This is a genomic window from Paraburkholderia sp. RL18-085-BIA-A (assembly GCF_046027075.1).
GTDB lineage: Bacteria > Pseudomonadota > Gammaproteobacteria > Burkholderiales > Burkholderiaceae > Paraburkholderia.
The window spans coordinates 1-20,854 of the sequence record NZ_JARESU010000005.1 but is presented as its reverse complement, the minus strand read 5'-3'; the positions used below and the strand labels follow the sequence as shown (position 1 = coordinate 20,854).

The window sequence follows — 20,854 nt, the reverse complement described above, 5'->3', positions numbered from 1 at the left end:
TCAACCTCGCAATACGCGGAACAGCGGCGCGAGCACCCATTCGGCGATGGTGCGGCGCTCGATCACGATACTCGCCGTCGCAACCATGCCCGGCAGAATGTCGAAACGTTGCCGCTCGAAGTTGAATGTGTCGCCGCTCAGCGTGGCCCATGCCATGTAATCACCCTCTGAACTGCTCGGCTCGGAGGCGCTCGCCGGCGACATCGCCGAGCGAACGGTGGTGCGGGAAATCGAGTCGATCCGCGCCGGGTAGCTGCCGAATTTCGCGTACGGAAACGCGTCGAACTTGAGCCGCACGATCTGCCCTTCGCGAACGAAGCCGCGCCGCCGCGACGGAATGCGCAGCGCGGCTCGCAACGCGCCCTTCTCGCCGGTCGAGATGACGAGCACGACGTCGTCCGGCGCGAGCGAGCGCCCCGGTACCAGCCCGGAATAGGTCACGACGCCCGCTTTCGGCGCGGAAATCGTCGCGTCCTGACGGGTCTGTTCGAAGCGCATGCGAATATCCTGCAACTCGCGCGCGTGGCGCGCATCCAGTTCGTTGAGTTGGGCGCCGAGGCCCGTTTGGGTGCTCGTCGCGGCGCCCAGATCCGCAGCGACCTGCTGACGACGCGCGGCGCTTTGCGCGAGAGCAACTTTCGCCTGATGCGTATCGGCGCTCGCCTGCTCAATCCGGTCGGCGGTGATGTAGTCGGCCACCGACTCCAGCCGCGCGAGCTTGCGCCCGGCCTCGTCGGAGAGCGCGCGGTTTTGCGCCATCTGATCGTCGAGCGCGGCGATTTCCGCGCGCCGGCTTTGCGCGGTGAGCCGCGCGGCATCCAGTTGCGCGCTCAGATCGGCCTTGCGCTGAAGGTACTGCGCGTCGCTCGTGCGAATCTGCTCATCGCGGTCGTGTTCGTCGAAAGCTTTGCGTTGCAGGCCGTTGCTCGCGAGCGAGAAATCGCGGTCGAGACGAAACAGCGGCTCGCCCTGCGCCACGCGCGACGCGCGGCTCACGTAGATATCCGACACGAGGCCGCTCAACCCTTGAATCTTGATTTCGGCTGGCGACACGATTTCGGCGCGCACGTCCTGCTTCAATTCGACGTCGTGAACGAACGCGAACACGATCGCGACGGCCACGAGCGTGGAAGTCGAATACGCGATCCAGCGCCATGAGACGTCCCTGAACTGGGGAAGATTGATGGGTTCCATAGCGTCATTGCCGCCGGTTGGCAACCGGCGCCGTGTCTGTCCGCCCGGGGCGGGCGTCGTGCCGCGCGGCTGGATTGCCTCACGGATAAGCTTCTAGCGGGTCGGCGCGAACGCGTACATCGACGGATGTCCGGCCACGAGCCAGTCGCGATAGTTGTCGACCACCGCTGTTTCGATACACTTGGCGAGCCGTTGCGGAGCGTCGGGATCGGCGAGCGGCAACGGCTCGAACAATTCGCCGCTGAACCGGCCGCGCTTGAAACGCAGATAGAACGGCAGCAGCACTGCATCGAACGGCGCGCCCAGCCGGAACACGCCGTTATGAATGCGCGCGTCGCGCCCGAATATCGACACGCCGACTGTCTCCATTGGGTAGCGGTGCAGCGTGAACGGCGGCACATCGGCGAACAGCACCGCGACGTCGTTGCGTCTCAACGTTCGGGCGACCCGCAGGCCCAGCCCGTTGCGGTCGCCGTCGCCGTACGTGTAGAGCACGGTCACGCTGGGGATCAGCGTCTGGTCGTCGCCGTACATGTCGCGCGGCACGCCGGACACCACCGAAATCGATTCGAGCCCGAGCACTTCGCGCAGTTCGTCGATCACGTAAATGTTTGCGTATTGCGATACGTAGTGAAACGGCGACACGATGACGGGCCGCCCCGGCACCTCGGCCTGCAGCTGACGGATTTTCCTGGCAAGCGTTGCCGCAACGCCTTGCAGATCCGGCCATGCTTCGCTGCCGCGCGACAGCCGGCCGTAATAGATCCGCTTGTCGATCAGGCTTTCGCGCAGACTGCCGGACGACACATGTGTTGCGTTGAACGGCGCCAGCCGCAACACATCACGGCCGATCTCGCAGCGCGCAATGCCGTTCCAGCGCGTGCGCGCGTCGACGAGACTGTGGATTTTCCACACGACAGCGGCGAATGGTTCGATTGCCGAAGCCGGCATGCGAGCGATCAACCCGCTTTGCAGTCCGCGCCTTGCATGCGCGATTCTGTTCCGCAGCGAAGCCAGCATGACTGACGCCGTGGCCCACAACCCCATGTTTCACTCCACGTTGACGCTTTGGACCGGGGAGGTCCTCACTAGGACCTCCCCGGCATGCCAGACTATTACGCCTTGACAACCGGCGTGGCTGCTACCGGCGTCGTCTTGTTGGCGCACTTGCAGCAGCCACCGGCAACAGCGGATTTAGCCAGTTCATTGCGATTGATCTTTTGCATTTTCAGTACCTTTTTAGTGGTTGAACAAATTAGCTCGTAAGCAATTCCCCGCCTCATCGAGCGACGCAATCCTAACATTAGAAATTAATCACAAACCACAATTTGCTTTATTTGACAAATTTCATCTTATTTTATAAAGCATGCGCTGTCCGCCTGAATTGGATACGAGCCCAATACGCATTTCTCCATTCCGCCACAGCCCTCTGGCGCGTCTCACATTCCCTTGCCCAGCGCCTCCAGAAGCGAACTCCAGTCATTTAATTATCCATTCACACGATATTTAGTCTCAGACGATAAATCAATCACTCGTTCAACAACACCGCATTTCAAAATAAGCCAACAAATAGAAAAATCCACAATAATAAATATCCCAAATATCAAATAGAAATTTCCCAAATTTCTTCGACGAATTCGCATTCGTCAATAATCATCCATTTAATCTCGCCACTAAAATCGCCTCGCCCCACCAGGGATCACCCCGACCCGCGGAATATTCACCCGCACGCATGCGTTTATTGCTGGCAGGCGAACGGCAGCCCGCGACTGCCCGCCCGCTGCCTATACTCGAACTACACGTTGTCAATCAGGGAGCCCGCATCATGCGCAAGACGATCCTCTTCCTCGCCCCGCTCGTGCTGGTCGCGCTGCAACAAAGCGCGTTTGCCGACCCGCCGAAGGTGAGCAACGGCCGCTTTGTCAACGCGGACGGCATGACGCTCTACACGTTCGACAAGGACACCACGCCCGGCGTGAGCGCCTGCACCGGCGGCTGCATGAGCAACTGGCCGGCGGCGACGGCAAGCCCGACGGACAAGCCGTCAGGCGACTGGACGCTGATTCCGGCCGCCGACGGCAAACAGCAATGGGCGTACAAGGGCCATCCGCTATATCGCTACGCGGCGGACAAGCAGGCGGGGGATGCGAAGGGAGACGGCTTCAAGGACATGTGGCACACGGCCAAGCCTTGAGCGCCAGCCGGCTGGTTGCACACCAGCGGTCAAACAGCGGCGCCCGCGTACCGCCGGCGCCGCAGCGAATGAGATGTCACTCGTCTTTAGGGCACTGCAGATTGCAGCCGTTCGGGTCGCCCATGTCGCCGCGCTTGCGCTGGGCCGACTTACTGCCGTGTTGATATTTGTCCGAAGGCGCCGACGCGGCGAACGGCATTTGCGGATGCTCGGCAAGGCGGAACTCGTCCTGCAGGATGCCGCCCGGCACGCCGGGGGAATTCTGGGCGAAGGCAAGCGGAATGGTGCCGAGCAGCACACCCGCCGTCGCGGCGGCGGCACATGCGTGTAGAAGAACTTTCATATCGTTTTGGGCGCGGCGTGTCGCGCGGTCAAGGCGGGAACGGAAGCTAACAGATTAGCCGAAACGGCAGCGATCCGCAGCGGCACGGGCAGCGCGATGTTTACGGCCTCTTACTGCGAGCTCTCAATGCTGCCTCTCACCGCAGCCTTTTACTGCGCCGCATCAGTGCGGCTCACCGAGGCCAGCCGCAAGATCGACCAGCTTGCCGCAGTCGCGTGGATCATAGCCTTCCAGATGCTCGACGCTGTGCAAAAACGCGCTGCCGCGCAGCAACCTGATCACGTCGGCAAGCGGCGCGCGTTCGAGATTCGCGCGGTCGCATGCGAAGTAATAATCCTCGTCGACGATCGGAATGAAGCCGAGCCCGAAGTGATGCGCCGCGGGCTCCACGCCGAAACCGACGTCCGCCATTCCGCTCGCGACGAACGCCGCGATCGCCGAATGCGTGAGTTCGGTCGACGCATACCCGTTGACCCGATCCGGATCCACGCCGAGCTGGCGCAGCGCGAGATCGAGCAACATACGCGTGCCGGAGCCGGGCTGACGATTGACGAAGCGAATGTCGTCGCGGGCGAGATCGCACAAGCCGCCGATCCCCTTCGGATTGCCCTTGCCGAGGAACAGCCCCTGCTTGCGCCGCGTGAGATGCACGAGCACATGGCGCTGCGGATCGAGCCAGCGCCGGTAAGTATCGGCGCAGACCGCGCGGAATTCGCCGAGCGGCAGGTGAAAGCCCGCCAGATCGCACTCGCCGCGCGCCAGTGCGCTGACCGCGTCCGCGCTGTCGCGGTACTTGATGTCGACCGGCAGATCGTTCGCCACCAGCGCCGTCACCAGCGCGGCCACCGCGTAACCGTGCGACGCGTGTATGCGCACGTCGTCGGCGGGTGAAGCGAGCCAGCGGTTCAGGTCGCTCGCCACTTCGCTCGCGAGCGACTGCATGTTGCCGTTCAGCCGCTCGCCGCACAGACGCTGCGCCCGCAGCACCGCTTGCCCGAGTTCGGAGAGCACCGAACCGCGTCCGCGCTCCTTCGCGATCAGCGGACCACCCAGACGCTCTTCGATGCTGCGCAGCAAACCCCACGCGTGCCGGTAGGACAAACCCTTAAGCGCTGCCGCCTGCGCGATGCTGCCGGATTCGTCGACGAGCGCGAGCAGCGGCACCACGTCCGACAGGCTTGCCTCGCGGCCGTCCACGCCTTTCACCACCAGCTGCGCCTGACATTCGATCCTGATCATATATGTTGAACTCTTTCCTATTGCGCGCGCCGATTCACCCGCCTATTGTTCGGCTATCCCATACCGAATAAACGAAGCATACGTGCACGTATTATGAATAACAAGTGCATATATGACTTTGAAGGAGCCCCCCTTTGGACGATTCTCACGCCATCGCGCCGGAACAGCTGGTGCAGACTCACGCGCTACCGGGCATGTCGCTGCTAGCGGTGCTGCACGCGATTCAGGACGAACTCGGCTACGTGCCCCCGGCGGCGGTTGCGCCGCTCGCGCGTGCGCTGAACCTGTCGCGCGCCGAAGTGCACGGCGTCATCACCTACTATCACCACTTCCGCAGCGAGCCCGCCGCGCCGGTCACCGTGCAACTGTGCCGCGCGGAAGCGTGCCGCAGCATGGGCACCGAGGCGCTCGCGCAGCACATCGAGGCGCACACCGGCTGCCGCTTCGACGCCGCGCATCAACATGGCGCGACGGTGGAACTGGAATCGGCGTATTGCCTCGGCCAATGCGCGCTGTCGCCGGCACTGATGCTCAACGGCACGCTGCACGCCAAGGTCACGCCGCAGAAGTTCGATGCGATCTTCGCCGCCGCCAGCAAATGTGTGGAGGTGACGGCATGACGCGCATCTACGTTCCCCGCGATTCGTCGGCGCTCGCGCTCGGCGCCGACGAGCTGGCGCAGGCCATTCAAACTGAAGCCGCGCGCCGCGGCGTCGAGATCGAACTGGTACGCAACGGCTCGCGCGGCCTGCTGTGGCTGGAACCGCTCGTCGAAGTCGCGACGGCCGAAGGCCGCGTCGGCTACGCGAACATCGAAGCGGCCGACGTGGCAGCCCTCTTCGATGCCGGCTTCGTCGAAGGCGGCGCGCATGCGCGGCGCGTCGGCGTGGTCGACGAGATTCCGTATCTGAAGAAGCAGCAGCGCCTGACCTTCGCGCGCATCGGCATCACCGATCCGCTGTCCATCGACGACTACCTCGCGCACGGCGGCCTCGAAGGCTTGCGCCGCGCGCTGCAAACCGACGGCGACGCCGCCTGCGCAGAACTGATCGAATCCGGTCTGCGCGGGCGCGGCGGCGCGGCCTTCCCTGCCGGCATCAAATGGCGCACGGTGCGCGGCGCGCAGGCGGCGCAGAAGTACATCGTCTGTAATGCCGACGAGGGCGACTCGGGCACCTTCTCGGATCGCCTGGTGATGGAAAGCGATCCGTACATGCTGATCGAAGGGATGCTGATCGCGGGCGTCGTGACCGGCGCGACGGTCGGCTACATCTACGTGCGCAGCGAGTACCCGCATTCGATCGAGACGCTCGAAGCGGCCATCGCCCGCGCGCGCGCCGCCGGTTGGCTCGGCGACAGCGTGCTCGGCTCGCAGGCGCATCGCTTCGAGCTGTTCGTCGCGAAGGGAGCCGGGTCATACGTGTGCGGCGAGGAAACCGCGCTGCTCGAATCGCTCGAAGGCAAGCGCGGCATCGTGCGCGCGAAGCCGCCGGTGCCGGCGCTCGCGGGCCTGTTCGGCCAGCCGACAGTGATCAACAACGTGATCACGCTCGCCACCGTGCCGGTCATCTTTGCGCGCGGCGCGGCGTTCTATAAGAACTACGGCATGGGCCGCTCACGCGGCACGCTGCCGTTCCAGCTCGCCGGCAACGTCAAGCAAGGCGGCCTCGTCGAACTCGCGTTCGGCGTGACGCTGCGCGAACTGCTGTACGACTACGGTGGCGGCACGGCAAGCGGCCGGCCGGCGCGCGCGGTGCAGGTGGGCGGCCCGCTCGGCACGTATCTGCCGCAAAGCCAGTGGGACATTCCCATGGACTATGAGGCGTATGCGGCGGTCGGCGCGGTGGTCGGCCACGGCGGTCTGGTCGTGCATGACGACACGTCGAATCTCGCCGAACTCGCGCAGTACGCGATGCACTTCTGCGCGCTCGAATCGTGCGGCAAGTGCACGCCGTGCCGGATCGGCTCCACGCGCGGCGTCGAAGTGATCGGCCGGATTCGCAACGGCGACACCTCCACGCGCCAGGTGCAATTGCTGCGTGATCTGTGCGACACGATGGTGTCCGGCTCGCTGTGCGCGATGGGCGGCATGACGCCGTTCCCAGTGCTGTCCGCGCTCGACCATTTCCCCGAAGACTTCGGCCTCGCCGACGCGTCCGCCAACGCGGCCGCGGCCTGACCCAGGAACCCACCATGTCTGACGTGTTCAACTCCCCCACCGGCGGCTGCGGTTCCGGTAACTGCGCATGCAAGTCGCAGGCGCAACAACGCGCAAGCCGCTCCTTTCTCGACGACACCGACTACGGCACGCCCGCGCGTCACGCGGACGTCGACGTCACGCTCGAAATCGACGGCCAGGCGGTGACGGTCCCCGCCGGCACTTCGGTGATGCGCGCCGCCGCCGAAGCCGGCGTCAACGTGCCGAAGCTGTGCGCGACCGATTCGCTCGAACCATTCGGCTCGTGCCGCCTCTGCCTCGTAGAAATCGAAGGCCGGCGCGGCTATCCGGCGTCGTGCACGACGCCTGTCGAAGCGGGCATGAAGGTTCGCACGCAAACCGATCGTCTGCAATCGCTGCGCCGCAACGTGATGGAGCTATACATCTCCGATCACCCGCTCGACTGCCTCACCTGCCCCGCGAACGGCGACTGCGAGTTGCAGGACATGGCGGGCGTGACGGGCTTGCGCGAAGTGCGCTACGGCTTCGACGGCGCGAATCACCTGAAGGATAAGAAAGACGAGTCGAACCCGTACTTCACCTACGACCCGTCGAAGTGCATCGTCTGCAATCGCTGCGTGCGCGCGTGCGAGGAAACCCAGGGCACGTTCGCGCTGACCATCGCGGCGCGCGGGTTCGAATCGCGCGTGGCGGCCAGCGAGAACCAGCCGTTCATGGAATCGGAGTGCGTGTCGTGCGGCGCATGCGTCGCCGCGTGCCCGACCGCGACGCTGCAGGAAAAGTCCGTGATCATGCTCGGCCAGCCCGAGCATTCGGCCATCACCACCTGTGCGTATTGCGGCGTCGGCTGCTCGTTCAAGGCGGAGATGAAGGGCAACCAGGTGGTGCGGATGGTGCCGTACAAGAACGGCCAGGCCAACGAAGGCCACGCGTGCGTGAAGGGCCGCTTCGCATGGGGCTACGCGACGCACAAGGACCGCATCACGAAGCCGATGATCCGCGCGAAGATCACCGACCCGTGGCGCGAAGTCAGCTGGGAAGAAGCGATCGCTTACGCCGCGTCGGAGTTCCGCCGCATTCAGGCGAAGCACGGGCGCGATTCGATCGGCGGCATCACGTCGTCGCGCTGCACGAACGAAGAAACCTATCTGGTGCAGAAGCTCGTGCGCGCCGCGTTCGGCAACAACAACGTCGATACCTGTGCGCGTGTGTGCCACTCGCCGACCGGCTATGGGTTGAAGACGACGCTCGGCGAATCGGCGGGCACGCAGACCTTCGCGTCGGTCGACAAGTCCGACGTGATCATGGTGATCGGCGCGAATCCGACCGACGGGCATCCGGTATTCGGCTCGCGTCTGAAGCGCCGCGTGCGCGAGGGCGCGAAGCTGATCGTCGTCGATCCGCGGCGCATCGATATCGTCGATACGCCGCACGTGAAGGCGTCGCATCACCTGCAATTGCGGCCGGGCACCAACGTGGCCATCGTCAACGCGCTCGCGCATGTGATCGTCACCGAGGGCCTGGTGGACGAAGCATTCGTCGCCGAGCGCTGCGAAACGCGCGCGTTCGAGCAGTGGCGCGATTTCGTCGCGCTGCCGGAGAACGCGCCGGAAGCCACCGAACCGCTGACCGGCGTGCCGGCCCAGCAAGTGCGTGAAGCCGCCCGCCTCTATGCGAGCGGCGGCCGTCCCAACGGGACTACCCGAGGTAACGGCGCGATCTACTACGGCCTGGGCGTCACCGAACACGCGCAAGGCTCGACGACGGTGATGGGCATCGCCAACCTCGCGATGGCGACCGGCAACGTCGGCCGCGAAGGCGTCGGCGTGAATCCGCTGCGTGGCCAGAACAACGTGCAGGGTTCGTGCGACATGGGCTCGTTCCCGCACGAACTGCCGGGCTACCGCCATATCAGCGACACGCTCACGCGCACGCTGTTCGAAGAGGCGTGGAACGTCACGCTGCAGCCGGAACCGGGCCTGCGCATTCCGAACATGTTCGACGCCGCCGTGCATGGGACCTTCAAGGGCCTGTATTGCCAGGGCGAGGACATCGTGCAGTCGGACCCGAACACGCATCACGTGTCGGCGGCGCTGTCGTCGATGGAATGCATTGTCGTGCAGGACATCTTCCTCAACGAAACCGCCAAGTACGCGCACGTGCTGCTGCCCGGTTCGTCGTTCCTCGAAAAGGACGGCACCTTCACCAACGCGGAGCGCCGCATTTCGCGCGTGCGCAAGGTGATGCCGCCGATCCCGGGCTATGCCGACTGGGAAGTCACGGTGCTGCTCTCTCGCGCGCTCGGCTACGAGATGGACTACACGCATCCGTCGCAAATCATGGACGAGATCGCGCGTCTCACGCCGACTTTCCACGGCGTGTCGTACCGCAAGATCGACGAACTCGGCAGCATCCAGTGGCCTTGCAATGAGGACGCACCGGACGGCACGCCGACCATGCACGTCGATTCCTTCGTGCGCGGCAAGGGCAAGTTCGTGATCACCAAGTTCATCGCATCGCCGGAAAAGGTCACCCGCAAATTCCCGCTACTGCTCACGACCGGCCGCATCCTGTCGCAGTACAACGTGGGCGCGCAAACGCGCCGCACCGAGAACTCGCGCTGGCACGACGAGGACCGGCTCGAACTGCATCCGCACGACGCCGAGGAACGTGGCATCAAAACCGGCGACTGGGTCGGCATCGAGTCGCGTGCGGGACAGACCGTGTTGCGCGCGAAGGTGACCGAGCGGATGCAGCCGGGCGTGGTCTATACCACGTTCCACTTTCCCGAGTCGGGGGCGAACGTGATCACCACCGATAGCTCGGACTGGGCGACCAACTGTCCGGAATACAAGGTGACCGCGGTGCAGGTGACGCCGGTCGAACAACCGTCGCAATGGCAGCAGGACTATTCGCGCTTCAATACCGAGCAGCTCGATCTGCTGAAGCAGCGCGAACTGGCCAACGCGACGTCGGGCAAGTGAGGCGACGATGGACACTGACAACCTGATCGACATGGCGAACCGCATCGGCGACTTCTTCGATTCGATGCCGGATCGCGAAGAAGCGCTCGCCGGCGTCGCGGATCATATCCGCCGCTTCTGGGAACCGCGCATGCGCCGCGCGCTGCTGGCGACGCTCGACGACGCGCAGGACGCGCACGGCATCGCGATGTCGGACTTCGTGAGGGAAGCGCTTGTTAAACATCGCGAGCGGTTGATGCCTGTGGCGGCGGTGTCGTAAGCAGGGGGCGCGCTTGCGGTTCGCACCGCTCGCGCGCCGCGTTGCTTCACGCATCGCTTCAATCACAAAGTCAAAGATCGGCAGCACAAGTCGAAAGCGGCCGGCATCACAGGGCGGCCTGCTCCGGTATCTCGCCGCCCACCGTAAACCACGCTTCGCAATGCCTCAGCAGCCCGAGCAGATCGGAGCCGGTACGCCCGCGCGCGCTGATATACCCGTCGGGCCGCACCAGATAGAACGACGGCCGCGTGCGTCCATACGACTCGGAGAGCGCCGGGCCGCCGTCGCCGGTCGTATCGGTGATGCGCCAGATCCGCACCGCACCCGGCAACAGCCGCTCGACCTCAGCGGTGAGCCGCTCCAATTCCGCGTCCGGCGGCGGCGCATGTTTCGCGGCCGGATCGAGCGGCGTATCGTCGACGGGCAGCGGCGGCACCAGCAGAAACAGCGAGAAGAACGCCGGGTCGTGTAAATCGAAAATGCAGCCGACGCCCGGTGCGCGTCCAAGCGGTCCGTCCACCACATGCACCAGCGCATCAGGCGCGCGTTCGCCGGCACGCGGGCCGCCGTCGAGCACCCGTTCGAGCGTGAGCGGACTGCGCCGGTACTGGATCGACAATTCGCTGATGGTTAGACGCGCGGCATCGCGCAGTGGACCGAGCGCGGCCAGCACCGGCATCACGCGCTCGCGTAGCAGCTTCAGCGGCCCGTGATCGGCCTCGGCCATCTGTGTGATGAAGCCAGTCTGCCGCAGCACCTCGCGCTCGATCGGATGCCGTTCGAGGTGGTAGGTATCGAGCAGGCGGTCCGGCGCCGCGCCCTTCAGCACGCGCGCTAGCTTCCAGCCTAGATTGAACGCTTCCTGAATGCCGGTGTTCATCCCTTGCGCGCCGGCCGGACTGTGCACGTGCGCGGCGTCGCCGGCAAGAAAGAGGCGGCCGACACGCAGCCGGTCCACCATCCGGCTATTCAAGTGGAAATACGACGACCAGGCCAGCTCGGACACGTCGACGCGCTCGCGCACGCGCCGCGCGATCAACGCCTTGCATTGCTCCAGCGACGGCGCCGGCACCCGGTCGAGCGGCGGCTCGCCCAGTACTGCGGGGCTCGGAGGCGCGGCGACGGCGGGCGGTTCGACCGCATGATCCGCGATCAGCCGATGGCGGCCGTGCCCCATCGGAAACAGCGCCACCAGGCCCTCGCCCGACGCGAAGATATGGAACTCGTCTTCGGGCCAATCGGTTTCGGCGTGCAGATCGGCGAGCAGGAAAGTCTGCTCGAAGGACTTGCCCTCGAAGTTCAAACCCAGCCGATGACGAATCGAACTATGCGCGCCGTCGGCGGCGATCATGAACGACGGCCGCATCGTCTCGGTGTGGCCGTCCGCGCGACGCAGCGTTGCCTGGAGGCTCGCGGCGCCTTGCGAAAACATCGTCAGTTCGACGCCGCGCTCGACCTGCACGCCCAAGGTTGCGAGATGCTCGGTGAGCAGACGCTCGGTCACGCACTGATCGAGAAACAGCAGATAGGGATAGCGCGTGTGCAGCGGGTCGAAGTCGAGTTGCGCGAGACGCATGCCGTTCGAAAACAGGTTGGCGATGCGCGCGCGATGGCCGAGTTCGAGAAACGGTTCGATCAGCCGATGCTGTTCGAGCAGTTCGAGCGTGCGCGCCTGAATGCCGATGGCGCGCGAATACGGGTTCGGCTGCGGTGCTTTGTCGATCAGACGCACCGGGATGTGGGCACGCGCCAGACTCATCGCCGCGGCAAGTCCGGTGGGACCCGCGCCGACGATCAGCACCGGCGGCGCATCGTATGCAGCAGCGTCCATGCGGCACTCCGGAGGCAACAATCCGCTCTAGTGTACGCCGCCGATAATTTGCCTAGCGGTGCGCTGCATCATTGAGTGCCCGCGTTGGCTTGCTGTATGGGGCAGCGTCATGCAACGTGCATATCGTCGTGGGTTGCTGGATGCGTCAATGCGCGTGCGGCGCATGATCCATCGCGCAACGATGCTCGGTGGTGCCGAGATCGACTTGCAGCGTCGCGTGCTGCATCGAGAAGCGCTCGCCCAATGCGATCACGATGCGATCGAGCCACTCGTCGCCCGGATGGCCCGCCGGCATCACCAGATGCGCGCTGAGCGCGTTGCCAGTGGTCGACAGCGCCCACACGTGCAGGTCGTGCACGTCGATCACGCCGGGTTGCGCCGCCAGATAGTCGCGGATGCTTTGCAGATCGACGCCGGACGGCACCGCGTCGAGCGCGAGGCGCAGCGAATCGCGCAACAGGCCCCACGTGCCCGCCACCACCACCCCGACCACGAGCAGGCTCATCACCGGATCGAGCCACAGCCAGTGTGTGTAAAGAATCACGAGGCCGCTGAGCGCGACCGCCGCCGAGATGCCGGCATCGGCGGCCATGTGCAGGAAAGCGCCGCGAATGTTCAGGTCTTCCTTCTGACCACGCATGAAGAGCCATGCGGAAACCCCGTTGATCACCATACCGATCGTCGCGACGACGAACACCGCGAGCCCGGCCACCGGCGCCGGGTTCATCAGCCGTCCGACCGCCTCGGCGACGATCACGCCGCATGCGAACAGCAGCAGCCCCGCATTGACCAGCGACGCGAGAATCGACGAGCCGCCGTAGCCGAACGTGTAGCGTGCCGACGGACGCCTTGTGGCGAGCCACGCGGCGCCCCATGCGAGCAGCAGGCCGAGCACGTCGGAGAGGTTGTGGCCCGCGTCGGCGAGCAGCGCGGTGGAGTGCGCGAGCACGCCGTAGACCGCCTGCATGATGACGATCGCGACGTTCAGCGCGACGGCGATTGCGAAGGCGCGGCCGTGGCCTGCGGCGGGGGTGTGGACGTGGTGGTGGTGGCCGTCGTGGTTGTGGGCGTGGTTTGCGTGGCTGGCTTTGGTGGACTTGGCGTGATCGTGCTTGCTGTGATCGTGATCGCTATGGTCGTGCCCACTCAGGTCGTTGCCGCCGTGCTCATGATCGCCATGCTCGCGGCGATGCCCTGCATGCGCACCCAGCCCCGCAAACCCGCCCTGTTGCGCTCCACGCGGTTCATCATCCCGGTCCGACCCATCGGCTTTCTTCATCACGCGTCCTGGGAAAAGTCGTCGGCCGGTTCGGCCACGTGCTCGAGCATGGCGACCAGCATCGCGCTGATATGGCTATCCGCTGCGCGATAGAACACCTGCTTGCCCTGCCGCTGCGCGCGCACGATCCGGGCCGAGCGCAGCAACCGCAAGTGGTGGCTCACCAGCGACGGCGATAAGTCCAGCCCCTGCGCGATCGCCCCGACCGCGCGCTGCCCGTCGACGCACGCGAGCACGATGCGCAAACGCGTAGGATCGCCGAGCAGGCGGAACAGCTCGGCCAGCGGCACGACCGAATCCGCCGCGTCGCCCTGATCGCTCACAGGCGACAAAGCCAAAGCGGAAACCGAAACGGAACCGCCGGAACCGCCGGAAGCGGCAGAAGCAGCCAAAGCCCGCGAAGAATTCCCCATGAAAGTCGGCACCGAAACAGACATAGCAGCCACACATATGAACAGATGTTCAAATGTTATAGATGGCAATGGAACCGGTCAAATCGGAGCGTCGTCCGGCGAGTGTGGGAAAATGCGGCCTCTGCCTCACCCAAATGCCATCCCCCGTCATGCAACCTGTATTTGAGCGCGCTTTCGCGGCGCACCGTGACGGCCGCCTCGACGATGCCGAACGCGGCTATCGCGCGACGCTCGACGGCAATCCCAAGCACGTCGACGCGTTACACCTGCTGGGCGTGCTACGCCACCAGCAAGGCCAGCACGCCGAAGCCGCCGCCCTCGTGCGGCGCGCGGTGAACCTGCGCCCGGAAGACGCCGCGCTGCAGCTGAACCTCGGCAACGCGCTGAAGGCGCTCGGCCAGATCGACGACGCGATCGAACAGTTCCGCAATGCGCTGACCCTCGCGCCGTCGTTCCCGATGGCGCATTACAACCTCGGCAACGCGTACGCGTCGCTGGGCCGCCACGAAGACGCCGCCGACGCGTTCGAGAAATCGCTGCGCCTGCAACCCGACGACGCCTCGTCACATAACAACCTCGGCAATGCGCTGCACGCGCTCGGCCGGCACACCGAAGCGATCGCGTCGTTCCGGCGCGCGCTCGAACTGCGTCCCGGCCACGCCGGCGCGTTGAACAACATGGGCATGTCGCTGAACGCGCTGGGTCGCGCGGACGAAGCGATCCCCCGGTTCCAGGCGGCGCTTGCCGCCGAGCCGCGCTTCGTCGCCGCGCACTTCAATCTCGCCAATACGCTCGACGCCACCGGCCGCCATGCCGAAGCGGTCGCGTCGTTCGAGGCCGCGCTGAGCTACCAGCCGAATCTGCCGCCTGCCATCTACGGGATGGGCAACGCGCTGGCGGCGCTGGGTCGTCACGCGCAGGCGTTGCCGTATCTGGAGCGCGCGGTCGGCCTCGATCCGCAATTCGCGCTTGCGTGGCTGAGTCTCGGCACCGCGCACCAGGCGCTGAACGCGCATGCGCCCGCCGTGCGCGCGTTCGACCAGGCGCTGCGGCTGCGCCCCGACCTCGCGTCCGCGCACCTGAACCGCGCGCTCGCGTGGCTCGCGCAGCGCGATTTCGCACGTGGACTGCCAGAGTACGAATGGCGATTGCAAATCGCCGCGCAGCCGGTCATCCAGACGCTGCCGCGCTGGCACGGCGAGCCGATCGAGCAGCGCACGCTGCTGATCCATGCCGAGCAGGGTTTCGGCGACACGCTGCAATTCGTGCGCTTCGTGCCGCTCGCCGCACAGCGCGCCGCGCGCGTCGTGCTCGAAGTACAGCCGCAACTGCTGCCTTTACTGGCGCCGGCCGCACAGGCCTGGCGCGTGACGCTCATCGCCCAGGGCGCGCCGCGCCCCGCCGCCGATCTGCAATGCCCGCTGCTGAGCCTGCCGCTCGCACTCGACACTAGCTTCGACACGATTCCGCAGCGCACGCCGTATCTCGACGTGCCGCCCGCGTATGGGCGCAAATGGCGCGGCTCGCTCGGCGGCCAGGCCAAACGCAAGATCGGCATCGCGTGGTCGGGACGCATCCAGCAGAACGAAACACGTTCAATGCCGCTCGCCGCGCTCGAACCGTTGTTCGCGCTTCAGGGCATCGACTGGATAGTGCTGCAGCCCGACCTGAGCGCCGACGAACGGGCGGCGCTCGACGCGCATCCGCACGCGGCGTCGATCCATCGCTTCGACACGCGGATTAGCGACTTCGCGGACACCGCCGCGATCATCGAGCGGCTCGACGCGGTGGTGTCGATCGACACGTCCATCGCTCACCTGGCCGGCGCGCTGCGCAAGCCGTTGTGGCTGATGCTGCCGTTCGCCGCGGATTGGCGCTGGTTCGACGGCGACACGCTCAGCCCGTGGTATCCGGGCGCGACGCTGGTGCGTCAACCGCGGACCGGCGCGTGGGACGAGGTCGTCGATGTAGTGGCGAACGAATTGCGCAAAGGCTAGCGAGCCGCACCCGTTCGTGACGCAAGCCGCGCGATCGTCGCGAGTTGGCGGAGCACACGCAGAGCACGGTAAGCACGGCACGGCGCCACGTCACGCAACGCCACACCGCAATAAAAAAACCCCGCGTTCTCACGAACGCGGGGTTTTCCTCAACCAGACCCGCAGCGGGCAAACAGCCCCGTCAAGCCGCCCGATACTGATTGCGCGACTCCGGCGTGCGATACAGCACCAGTGTCGCGATCAGCCCACAAATCGCCGCCACGCCGAGGAACAGACCCGGCGCCGCCTTGTTGCCCGTGACGTGAATCAGCAGCGTGGCGATCGCCGGCGTAAAGCCGCCGACCGTCGTCGCCAGACTGTAAGCCAGCGAGAACCCGGCGGTGCGCACTTCGACCGGCATCACCTCGGTCAACGCCACCACCATCGCGCCGTTATAGCTGCCGTACAGGAACGACAGCCACAACTGGACCGCCAACAGGCGCGCGAACGACGGCTCGGCGACCAGCCATTGCAGCGCCGGATACGCGGTGACGATGGTCAGGATCGTGAACGCGAGCAACACCGGACGGCGGCCGATACGATCCGACAGCGCGCCCGCGAGCGGCAGCCAGACCAGGTTCGACAGACCCACGCAGACCGTGACGACGAGCGTGTCGATGGCCGACAGCTTCAGCACTTCCTTGCCGAACGTCGGCGTGTACGCGGTGATCATGTAAAACGACACGGTGGTCATGATCACCATGCCCATGCCGCCCAGCACGACGCCCCAGTTGGTGGCCATCGACTTCATGATCTCGCTCATGCTCGGACGATGTTTGCGCGCCTTGAACTCCTCGGTTTCCTTCAGCGAACGACGGATCATGAACAGGAACGGCACGATCAGGCAGCCGATCAGGAACGGCACGCGCCAGCCCCATGCGGTCATCTGGTCGGCGGGCAGCAGCTTGTTCAGCAGCACGCCGATCAGCGCGGCGAACACCACGGCGACCTGCTGGCTCCCCGACTGCCACGAGCAATAGAAGCCCTTGTTGCCCTTGGTGGCGATCTCCGACAGATACACCGACACGCCGCCCAGTTCGACCCCGGCGGAGAAGCCCTGCAACAGCCGGCCCAACAGCACGAGCACCGGCGCGACGAGGCCGATCGTCGCGTAGCCCGGAATCGACGCGACCGTGAGCGTGCCGAGCGCCATCAGGCTGAGCGTGAGGATCAGGCCTTTGCGGCGGCCGTGATGGTCGATGTAGGCGCCCAGCACGATCGCTCCGAGCGGCCGCATCAGGAAGCCCGCGCCGAACACCGACAGCGACAGCATCAGCGACGCGAAGTCGTTGCCGCTGGGGAAATAGGTCTTGGCGATCGCCGAGGCGTAATAGCCGTAGACCATGAAGTCGTACATCTCAAGAAAGTTGCCGCTGACCACGCGGAAAACTGTCTTGACCTTGGATTCTTCCTGGGTAGGAATAGCGTGTGACGCAGTAGACATGACATTCTCTGAGAAGCCTGCCGCCATATGGACGTGACGGCCAGGCAGTTGAAACAATCCGCCGCGATGGGGCGAGCGGATGCCGCAGGCGAACAGAAAGGAAAGGACGCGCCGGGGGCGCGGCATTGTCATACTGAACACATTTACGCGGTATCAGGGTAAACGTTGTGACTCATGCGGGAGCCGCGCCAGGTAATGTTACCGGTGATGGCGTTGTCGCGAAATGCATACAGGTTGCTTACGGGCCGTACTTCCCACCGTCGCGTTAGGCGACCATCATCGCGGTAGACTTTGCGGCCCGGCATTTCCGTTGAACACGATCCCGATGCGAACCACCCCTGCTCTTTCGCTGCGCCCCGCGACTCTCGACGACGCCGCGCTGATTGCTTCGATCCACAGCGCCAGCTGGCAGGCCACATACCGGGGGCTGCTGCCCGACGCGTTCCTCGACGGTGAAATCACACGCGAACGCGCCGCCTATTGGGAAGCGCGGCTGGGCGCACCAGGCGGCGAGCGCCGCATCGTGCTGATCGCCGAACTGGCGGGCGAGCCGATCGGCTTCGTATGCGTCGAACGGCAGCCGGAGTCGGCGTGGGGTGTACTGCTCGACAACCTGCACGCGCTGCCCGGCTACCAGGGCATCGGCGTCGGCAAGCTGCTGATGCGCGCCGCCGAGGACTGGGCGCGCGCGCAAGGCGAGACGCAACTGTATCTGTACGTGCTCGAAGGCAACGCGCCGGCGATCGGCTTCTACGAACGACGGGGCTGGCAGTTTGTCGGCGCCGAGCCGGATCATATGGGCGGCGTCGACATCACCGCGTTGCGCTACGTGTACAGGCTGAAACGCTGATCGCACCTTTCGCGGAGCGAGGCCGTCGGCCGTGTATCAGCCGGGCCTGCGTGAAGTGTCACTATTTTTCGGAACTGTCTGATGGCCGGATCGGCGGCCTGCAAGCATCATCGTCTGTAACCGATGGCTTCACCGTGTCGCGCCCACGCATCCATCATCTGTTCGTGTCGAGCGCTGCGCTTTACGCGCATGCGGCATGCGAAGCGGAGCGGCGCGTGCGCACCGACGTACGGCGTGCATGAAAGCGCTTCGCCCGCATCGCCCGAGGCCTGAGTCCCTACGACCCCGCGGCCGCCCACCGGCGGCCCCACTACGAGGCGCCGCGAGAGACCGATGTCCACCATTCCGCTCACCCTGATCGAAGGCTCCATTGCAATGCCGCGTCTGCGGCCGCTCGATCGTCTGCCGGCACCTTTCGGCCGTGACTGGGCGCTGCTGCCACCGGGCCACAGCTGGCGGGCGGAACTCAAGGCGCTTTATGCAGCGATGCTGCGCACCTTCTGTATGAGCGACCAGACCATTCTGTCGTTTTGCAGATGGGTGCCGTTGAGCGCACGGCGTGGCGCGGCTTCTGCTTCCCCTGCGACGGCGAAGCGTGCAAAGGTATTCGAGGCGCCGCGCGAACAAGCCCCGCATGTGCTTGGCGAAGCAACGGTGCTGCCGGCAGTGAAACGGCCCGCGCTCGCCACCCTTTCCCGGAGCGCGCCGCCGCATTGGGGAGCGCTGGCAGGCGGCGTGTGCGCACTCAGCGGCGCGGCAATGCTTGCGTGGATCGCGTTCACTCATCTGGCGCATCGCCAGGCGGTCGACGAGGCGAAGCCCGGGGACACGGTGACGGCGAGCCGCGACGTACAGGCAGTGGAGCGTCGCGCGCCTGATGCGGCTACGGTCCACAGGGTGGTCCGCGAAATAGTCAGTGAAGCGGCTGCCGGCAAGGTCGATGCGCGACCTGGAAGCATGACATCCGCAAGCGGGCGCGTTGTGCCTAACCCTGCGCGTATGCCAGCTTCGACCGAAGCCACGGCAGCGGCGCATGCAATGGTCAACAATGCGCTCTCGCGTCGTCGAAATGCCGTCCGCGAAGTGGTGGACAGCCCGCGCGAAAAAATCCGCCGTCACACCGCGCGCAGCGCCGCGGCAAACCCGTCCTCGCGACTCGCGGCAATGAACGACGACATGCCGCGCATGGCCGTCCCGCGAACTGCGCACCGAGCGCTGCCCCGACCGTCGGCCGCCGGCGCTTACTCGCCGCGTGCGCCGGCACAACTCGGTCTCGACGAATACGCTGACGTGACGATGTCCGCCGCGACGCACTTGCGCGACGTAGCGTCGCCCCGTTCCGCCATGTCGAACAATCTGCCCGCAGCCAGTTCGAGCGAATGGATGAGTCACATGTCGCAGCGTCGCGTGACCGAGATCCCGGATCAGTTCGCGAAGTAAGCGTCGATGCGACGCCGCCCGGAAAATCGCGGCACAAAAAAGCCCGGCTGTTGATAAGCCGGGCTTCTTTCATTCACTACGGCAGCTTCGAGACCGGCAATCCAAACTCCGTCTGCCGCTGCAACTGCATGACTTCACTCTGCACCTGACGCAGTTCCGCCTGCGCCTTTTCCTTCTCGGCATGCAGCGTGACCGCCTCGCCCAGCGTTTGCCGCTGATGGTCGTTGACCTTGGCCTGCTGCGTGCGCGCTACGTCGAGATCGGCCTGCAGGCGCTTCGCCTGATCCTGGGACATCGTAATGATGTCTTCGATGTACGCCTTCTGCGCCTGCAACCGTATGCGGCGAATTTCGACTTCCGAGAGCTGCACCGTTTGCTGTGCAAAATCCGCGTAAATCGCTTCCGCGCGATCCATGTTCTCCGACTTGATCACGCGCCAGAAATGTTTGTTCTGAAACAAAGCGACGTAGTACGTCACCTGCTGCGAATAGAAGAACAGACTCGCGCCATAGCTGCCGTTATAGGCGGTGCGCAGTTCGCTCAGCTTTGCGTCGTGAATCATCTGCATCAATTCGGCGACGTTGCCCTGCGCATCGTTGGCCGGTGCGTCCGGTGCGCTCGTTGTGTTCGCTGCGTCTGAAGCGTTCGTTGGGTCGGGCTTGACCGCCTGCGCGCCAGGCAGCGCGGCGACGTCGGACGACGGCGCGCTCACGACCGGCCGCATACCGGCTATCAATGCCGCTTCTGCGCTTTGCGCCGCGTGCGCAAAGCCGCCATGCTTCAACAGCGCACACGAGGCCACGAGCAACATGGCACGCCGCATTATTGAGGAATACTTCATACCTGCCTGCTCCATCCAATTTCCAAATAGCGGCAGATTATCGCGCGGATTGGCCGTCAAGCGAAGCACTCAAATGGCGTCACAAAAGGCTCTAAATCGAGATAAAGCGGAAGAGAAAAATTCTGAGCAAAGGCACCCGCTCATCGGGAAATAAAACTGTTCAGATAGGGCGAAACCACGGCAAACTGCCTCGCTCGGACGATTCCGAATTTTCGATGGATTTAGACGAATCCAACAGCACGTGCGTTTGCAATATTGCGATGGATAGGTGACTCGTTCGCGCGAACCAATTTATGGTCTATTGCGTTTTGGAATCGTTGTATTGAGG

Annotated in this window: 17 protein-coding genes; 8 read left to right on the top strand and 9 right to left on the bottom strand. The window is 64.9% G+C overall.

Translation table 11 applies throughout. From position 1 onward, the window contains the following. Together P0D89_RS04895 and P0D89_RS04890 are read right to left on the bottom strand one after the other, a co-directional pair. On the bottom strand, window positions 1-1,194 hold the full coding sequence (locus tag P0D89_RS04895; protein ID WP_408366133.1) for an HlyD family secretion protein: 1,194 nt from the start codon (window positions 1,192-1,194) through the stop codon (window positions 1-3). Window positions 1,195-1,287: 93 nt separating this feature from the next. Continuing rightward, window positions 1,288-2,214 carry a lysophospholipid acyltransferase family protein gene (locus tag P0D89_RS04890; protein ID WP_408376214.1) on the bottom strand — a complete coding sequence of 309 codons (927 nt, stop codon included), beginning with the start codon at window positions 2,212-2,214 and terminating at the stop codon, window positions 1,288-1,290. Window positions 2,215-3,019: 805 nt separating this feature from the next. Between P0D89_RS04890 and P0D89_RS04885 the strand changes: the two genes are divergently transcribed. Beyond that, complete coding sequence (locus tag P0D89_RS04885; RefSeq protein ID WP_408366129.1) at window positions 3,020-3,388, top strand: COG4315 family predicted lipoprotein; 369 nt, start codon at window positions 3,020-3,022, stop codon at window positions 3,386-3,388. 76 nt (window positions 3,389-3,464) lie between these two features. Here P0D89_RS04885 and P0D89_RS04880 read toward each other — a convergent pair whose 3' ends face one another. Beyond that, complete coding sequence (locus tag P0D89_RS04880; protein ID WP_408366127.1) at window positions 3,465-3,731, bottom strand: hypothetical protein; 267 nt, start codon at window positions 3,729-3,731, stop codon at window positions 3,465-3,467. Between the two features lie 162 nt (window positions 3,732-3,893). Continuing rightward, on the bottom strand, window positions 3,894-4,970 hold the full coding sequence (locus P0D89_RS04875; RefSeq protein ID WP_408366125.1) for a substrate-binding domain-containing protein: 1,077 nt from the start codon (window positions 4,968-4,970) through the stop codon (window positions 3,894-3,896). Between the two features lie 134 nt (window positions 4,971-5,104). Here P0D89_RS04875 and P0D89_RS04870 point away from each other — a divergent pair, with 134 nt between their 5' ends. The 4 genes from P0D89_RS04870 to P0D89_RS04855 are packed head-to-tail and all read left to right on the top strand — an operon-like array spanning window position 5,105 to window position 10,392. Continuing rightward, on the top strand, window positions 5,105-5,590 hold the full coding sequence (locus tag P0D89_RS04870; protein WP_408366123.1) for an NAD(P)H-dependent oxidoreductase subunit E: 486 nt from the start codon (window positions 5,105-5,107) through the stop codon (window positions 5,588-5,590). Next, complete coding sequence (locus P0D89_RS04865) at window positions 5,587-7,149, top strand: formate dehydrogenase beta subunit (RefSeq protein ID WP_408366121.1); 1,563 nt, start codon at window positions 5,587-5,589, stop codon at window positions 7,147-7,149. The genes P0D89_RS04870 and P0D89_RS04865 overlap by 4 nt, the downstream gene beginning before the upstream one ends. Before the next feature lie 14 nt (window positions 7,150-7,163). Beyond that, window positions 7,164-10,133, top strand: coding sequence for a formate dehydrogenase subunit alpha (gene fdhF / locus P0D89_RS04860; RefSeq protein ID WP_408366119.1), 2,970 nt, complete (start codon window positions 7,164-7,166; stop codon window positions 10,131-10,133). A gap of 7 nt (window positions 10,134-10,140) precedes the next feature. Further along, complete coding sequence (locus tag P0D89_RS04855; RefSeq protein WP_408366117.1) at window positions 10,141-10,392, top strand: formate dehydrogenase subunit delta; 252 nt, start codon at window positions 10,141-10,143, stop codon at window positions 10,390-10,392. Between the two features lie 106 nt (window positions 10,393-10,498). Here the strand turns inward: P0D89_RS04855 and P0D89_RS04850 are convergent, their stop codons facing one another. From P0D89_RS04850 to P0D89_RS04840, 3 genes are all read right to left on the bottom strand, one after another. Beyond that, window positions 10,499-12,223 (bottom strand): FAD-dependent monooxygenase, encoded by a 1,725-nt coding sequence (locus P0D89_RS04850; RefSeq protein ID WP_408366115.1) that lies wholly within the window; start codon window positions 12,221-12,223, stop codon window positions 10,499-10,501. Between the two features lie 145 nt (window positions 12,224-12,368). Beyond that, complete coding sequence (locus P0D89_RS04845; RefSeq protein ID WP_408366113.1) at window positions 12,369-13,502, bottom strand: cation diffusion facilitator family transporter; 1,134 nt, start codon at window positions 13,500-13,502, stop codon at window positions 12,369-12,371. Continuing rightward, window positions 13,502-13,825 (bottom strand): ArsR/SmtB family transcription factor, encoded by a 324-nt coding sequence (locus P0D89_RS04840; RefSeq protein WP_408366111.1) that lies wholly within the window; start codon window positions 13,823-13,825, stop codon window positions 13,502-13,504. Before P0D89_RS04840 ends, P0D89_RS04845 begins: the two co-directional genes overlap by 1 nt. 239 nt (window positions 13,826-14,064) lie before the next feature. Here P0D89_RS04840 and P0D89_RS04835 point away from each other — a divergent pair, with 239 nt between their 5' ends. Further along, a complete protein-coding gene (locus P0D89_RS04835) occupies window positions 14,065-15,912 on the top strand; it encodes a tetratricopeptide repeat protein (protein WP_408376213.1) in 1,848 nt (615 codons plus the stop codon). A 181-nt stretch (window positions 15,913-16,093) separates the two neighbouring features. Here P0D89_RS04835 and P0D89_RS04830 read toward each other — a convergent pair whose 3' ends face one another. Further along, complete coding sequence (locus tag P0D89_RS04830) at window positions 16,094-17,395, bottom strand: MFS transporter (RefSeq protein WP_408366107.1); 1,302 nt, start codon at window positions 17,393-17,395, stop codon at window positions 16,094-16,096. A 325-nt stretch (window positions 17,396-17,720) separates the two neighbouring features. Here P0D89_RS04830 and P0D89_RS04825 point away from each other — a divergent pair, with 325 nt between their 5' ends. Both P0D89_RS04825 and P0D89_RS04820 read left to right on the top strand, forming a co-directional pair. After that, window positions 17,721-18,245 (top strand): GNAT family N-acetyltransferase, encoded by a 525-nt coding sequence (locus P0D89_RS04825; RefSeq protein WP_408376212.1) that lies wholly within the window; start codon window positions 17,721-17,723, stop codon window positions 18,243-18,245. A gap of 333 nt (window positions 18,246-18,578) precedes the next feature. Further along, window positions 18,579-19,685 carry a hypothetical protein gene (locus P0D89_RS04820; protein WP_408366105.1) on the top strand — a complete coding sequence of 369 codons (1,107 nt, stop codon included), beginning with the start codon at window positions 18,579-18,581 and terminating at the stop codon, window positions 19,683-19,685. Window positions 19,686-19,761: 76 nt separating this feature from the next. Here the strand turns inward: P0D89_RS04820 and P0D89_RS04815 are convergent, their stop codons facing one another. Beyond that, window positions 19,762-20,526, bottom strand: coding sequence for a DUF2968 domain-containing protein (locus P0D89_RS04815; protein ID WP_408366103.1), 765 nt, complete (start codon window positions 20,524-20,526; stop codon window positions 19,762-19,764). Window positions 20,527-20,854: the final 328 nt, after the last annotated feature.

What these genes read in the sequence shown, in the direction of transcription:
- P0D89_RS04845 (WP_408366113.1), bottom strand. Translation starts at nt 13,502, where the DNA reads ATGAAGAAAGCCGATGGGTCGGACCGGGATGATGAACCGCGTGGAGCG.
- P0D89_RS04815 (WP_408366103.1), bottom strand. Translation starts at nt 20,526, where the DNA reads ATGAAGTATTCCTCAATAATGCGGCGTGCCATGTTGCTCGTGGCCTCG.
- P0D89_RS04895 (WP_408366133.1), bottom strand. Translation starts at nt 1,194, where the DNA reads ATGGAACCCATCAATCTTCCCCAGTTCAGGGACGTCTCATGGCGCTGG.
- P0D89_RS04880 (WP_408366127.1), bottom strand. Translation starts at nt 3,731, where the DNA reads ATGAAAGTTCTTCTACACGCATGTGCCGCCGCCGCGACGGCGGGTGTG.
- P0D89_RS04830 (WP_408366107.1), bottom strand. Translation starts at nt 17,395, where the DNA reads ATGTCTACTGCGTCACACGCTATTCCTACCCAGGAAGAATCCAAGGTC.
- P0D89_RS04875 (WP_408366125.1), bottom strand. Translation starts at nt 4,970, where the DNA reads ATGATCAGGATCGAATGTCAGGCGCAGCTGGTGGTGAAAGGCGTGGAC.
- P0D89_RS04835 (WP_408376213.1), top strand. Translation starts at nt 14,065, where the DNA reads ATGCAACCTGTATTTGAGCGCGCTTTCGCGGCGCACCGTGACGGCCGC.
- P0D89_RS04885 (WP_408366129.1), top strand. Translation starts at nt 3,020, where the DNA reads ATGCGCAAGACGATCCTCTTCCTCGCCCCGCTCGTGCTGGTCGCGCTG.
- P0D89_RS04820 (WP_408366105.1), top strand. Translation starts at nt 18,579, where the DNA reads ATGTCCACCATTCCGCTCACCCTGATCGAAGGCTCCATTGCAATGCCG.
- P0D89_RS04850 (WP_408366115.1), bottom strand. Translation starts at nt 12,223, where the DNA reads ATGGACGCTGCTGCATACGATGCGCCGCCGGTGCTGATCGTCGGCGCG.
- P0D89_RS04865 (WP_408366121.1), top strand. Translation starts at nt 5,587, where the DNA reads ATGACGCGCATCTACGTTCCCCGCGATTCGTCGGCGCTCGCGCTCGGC.
- P0D89_RS04825 (WP_408376212.1), top strand. Translation starts at nt 17,721, where the DNA reads ATGCGAACCACCCCTGCTCTTTCGCTGCGCCCCGCGACTCTCGACGAC.
- P0D89_RS04855 (WP_408366117.1), top strand. Translation starts at nt 10,141, where the DNA reads ATGGACACTGACAACCTGATCGACATGGCGAACCGCATCGGCGACTTC.
- fdhF (WP_408366119.1), top strand. Translation starts at nt 7,164, where the DNA reads ATGTCTGACGTGTTCAACTCCCCCACCGGCGGCTGCGGTTCCGGTAAC.
- P0D89_RS04890 (WP_408376214.1), bottom strand. Translation starts at nt 2,214, where the DNA reads ATGCTGGCTTCGCTGCGGAACAGAATCGCGCATGCAAGGCGCGGACTG.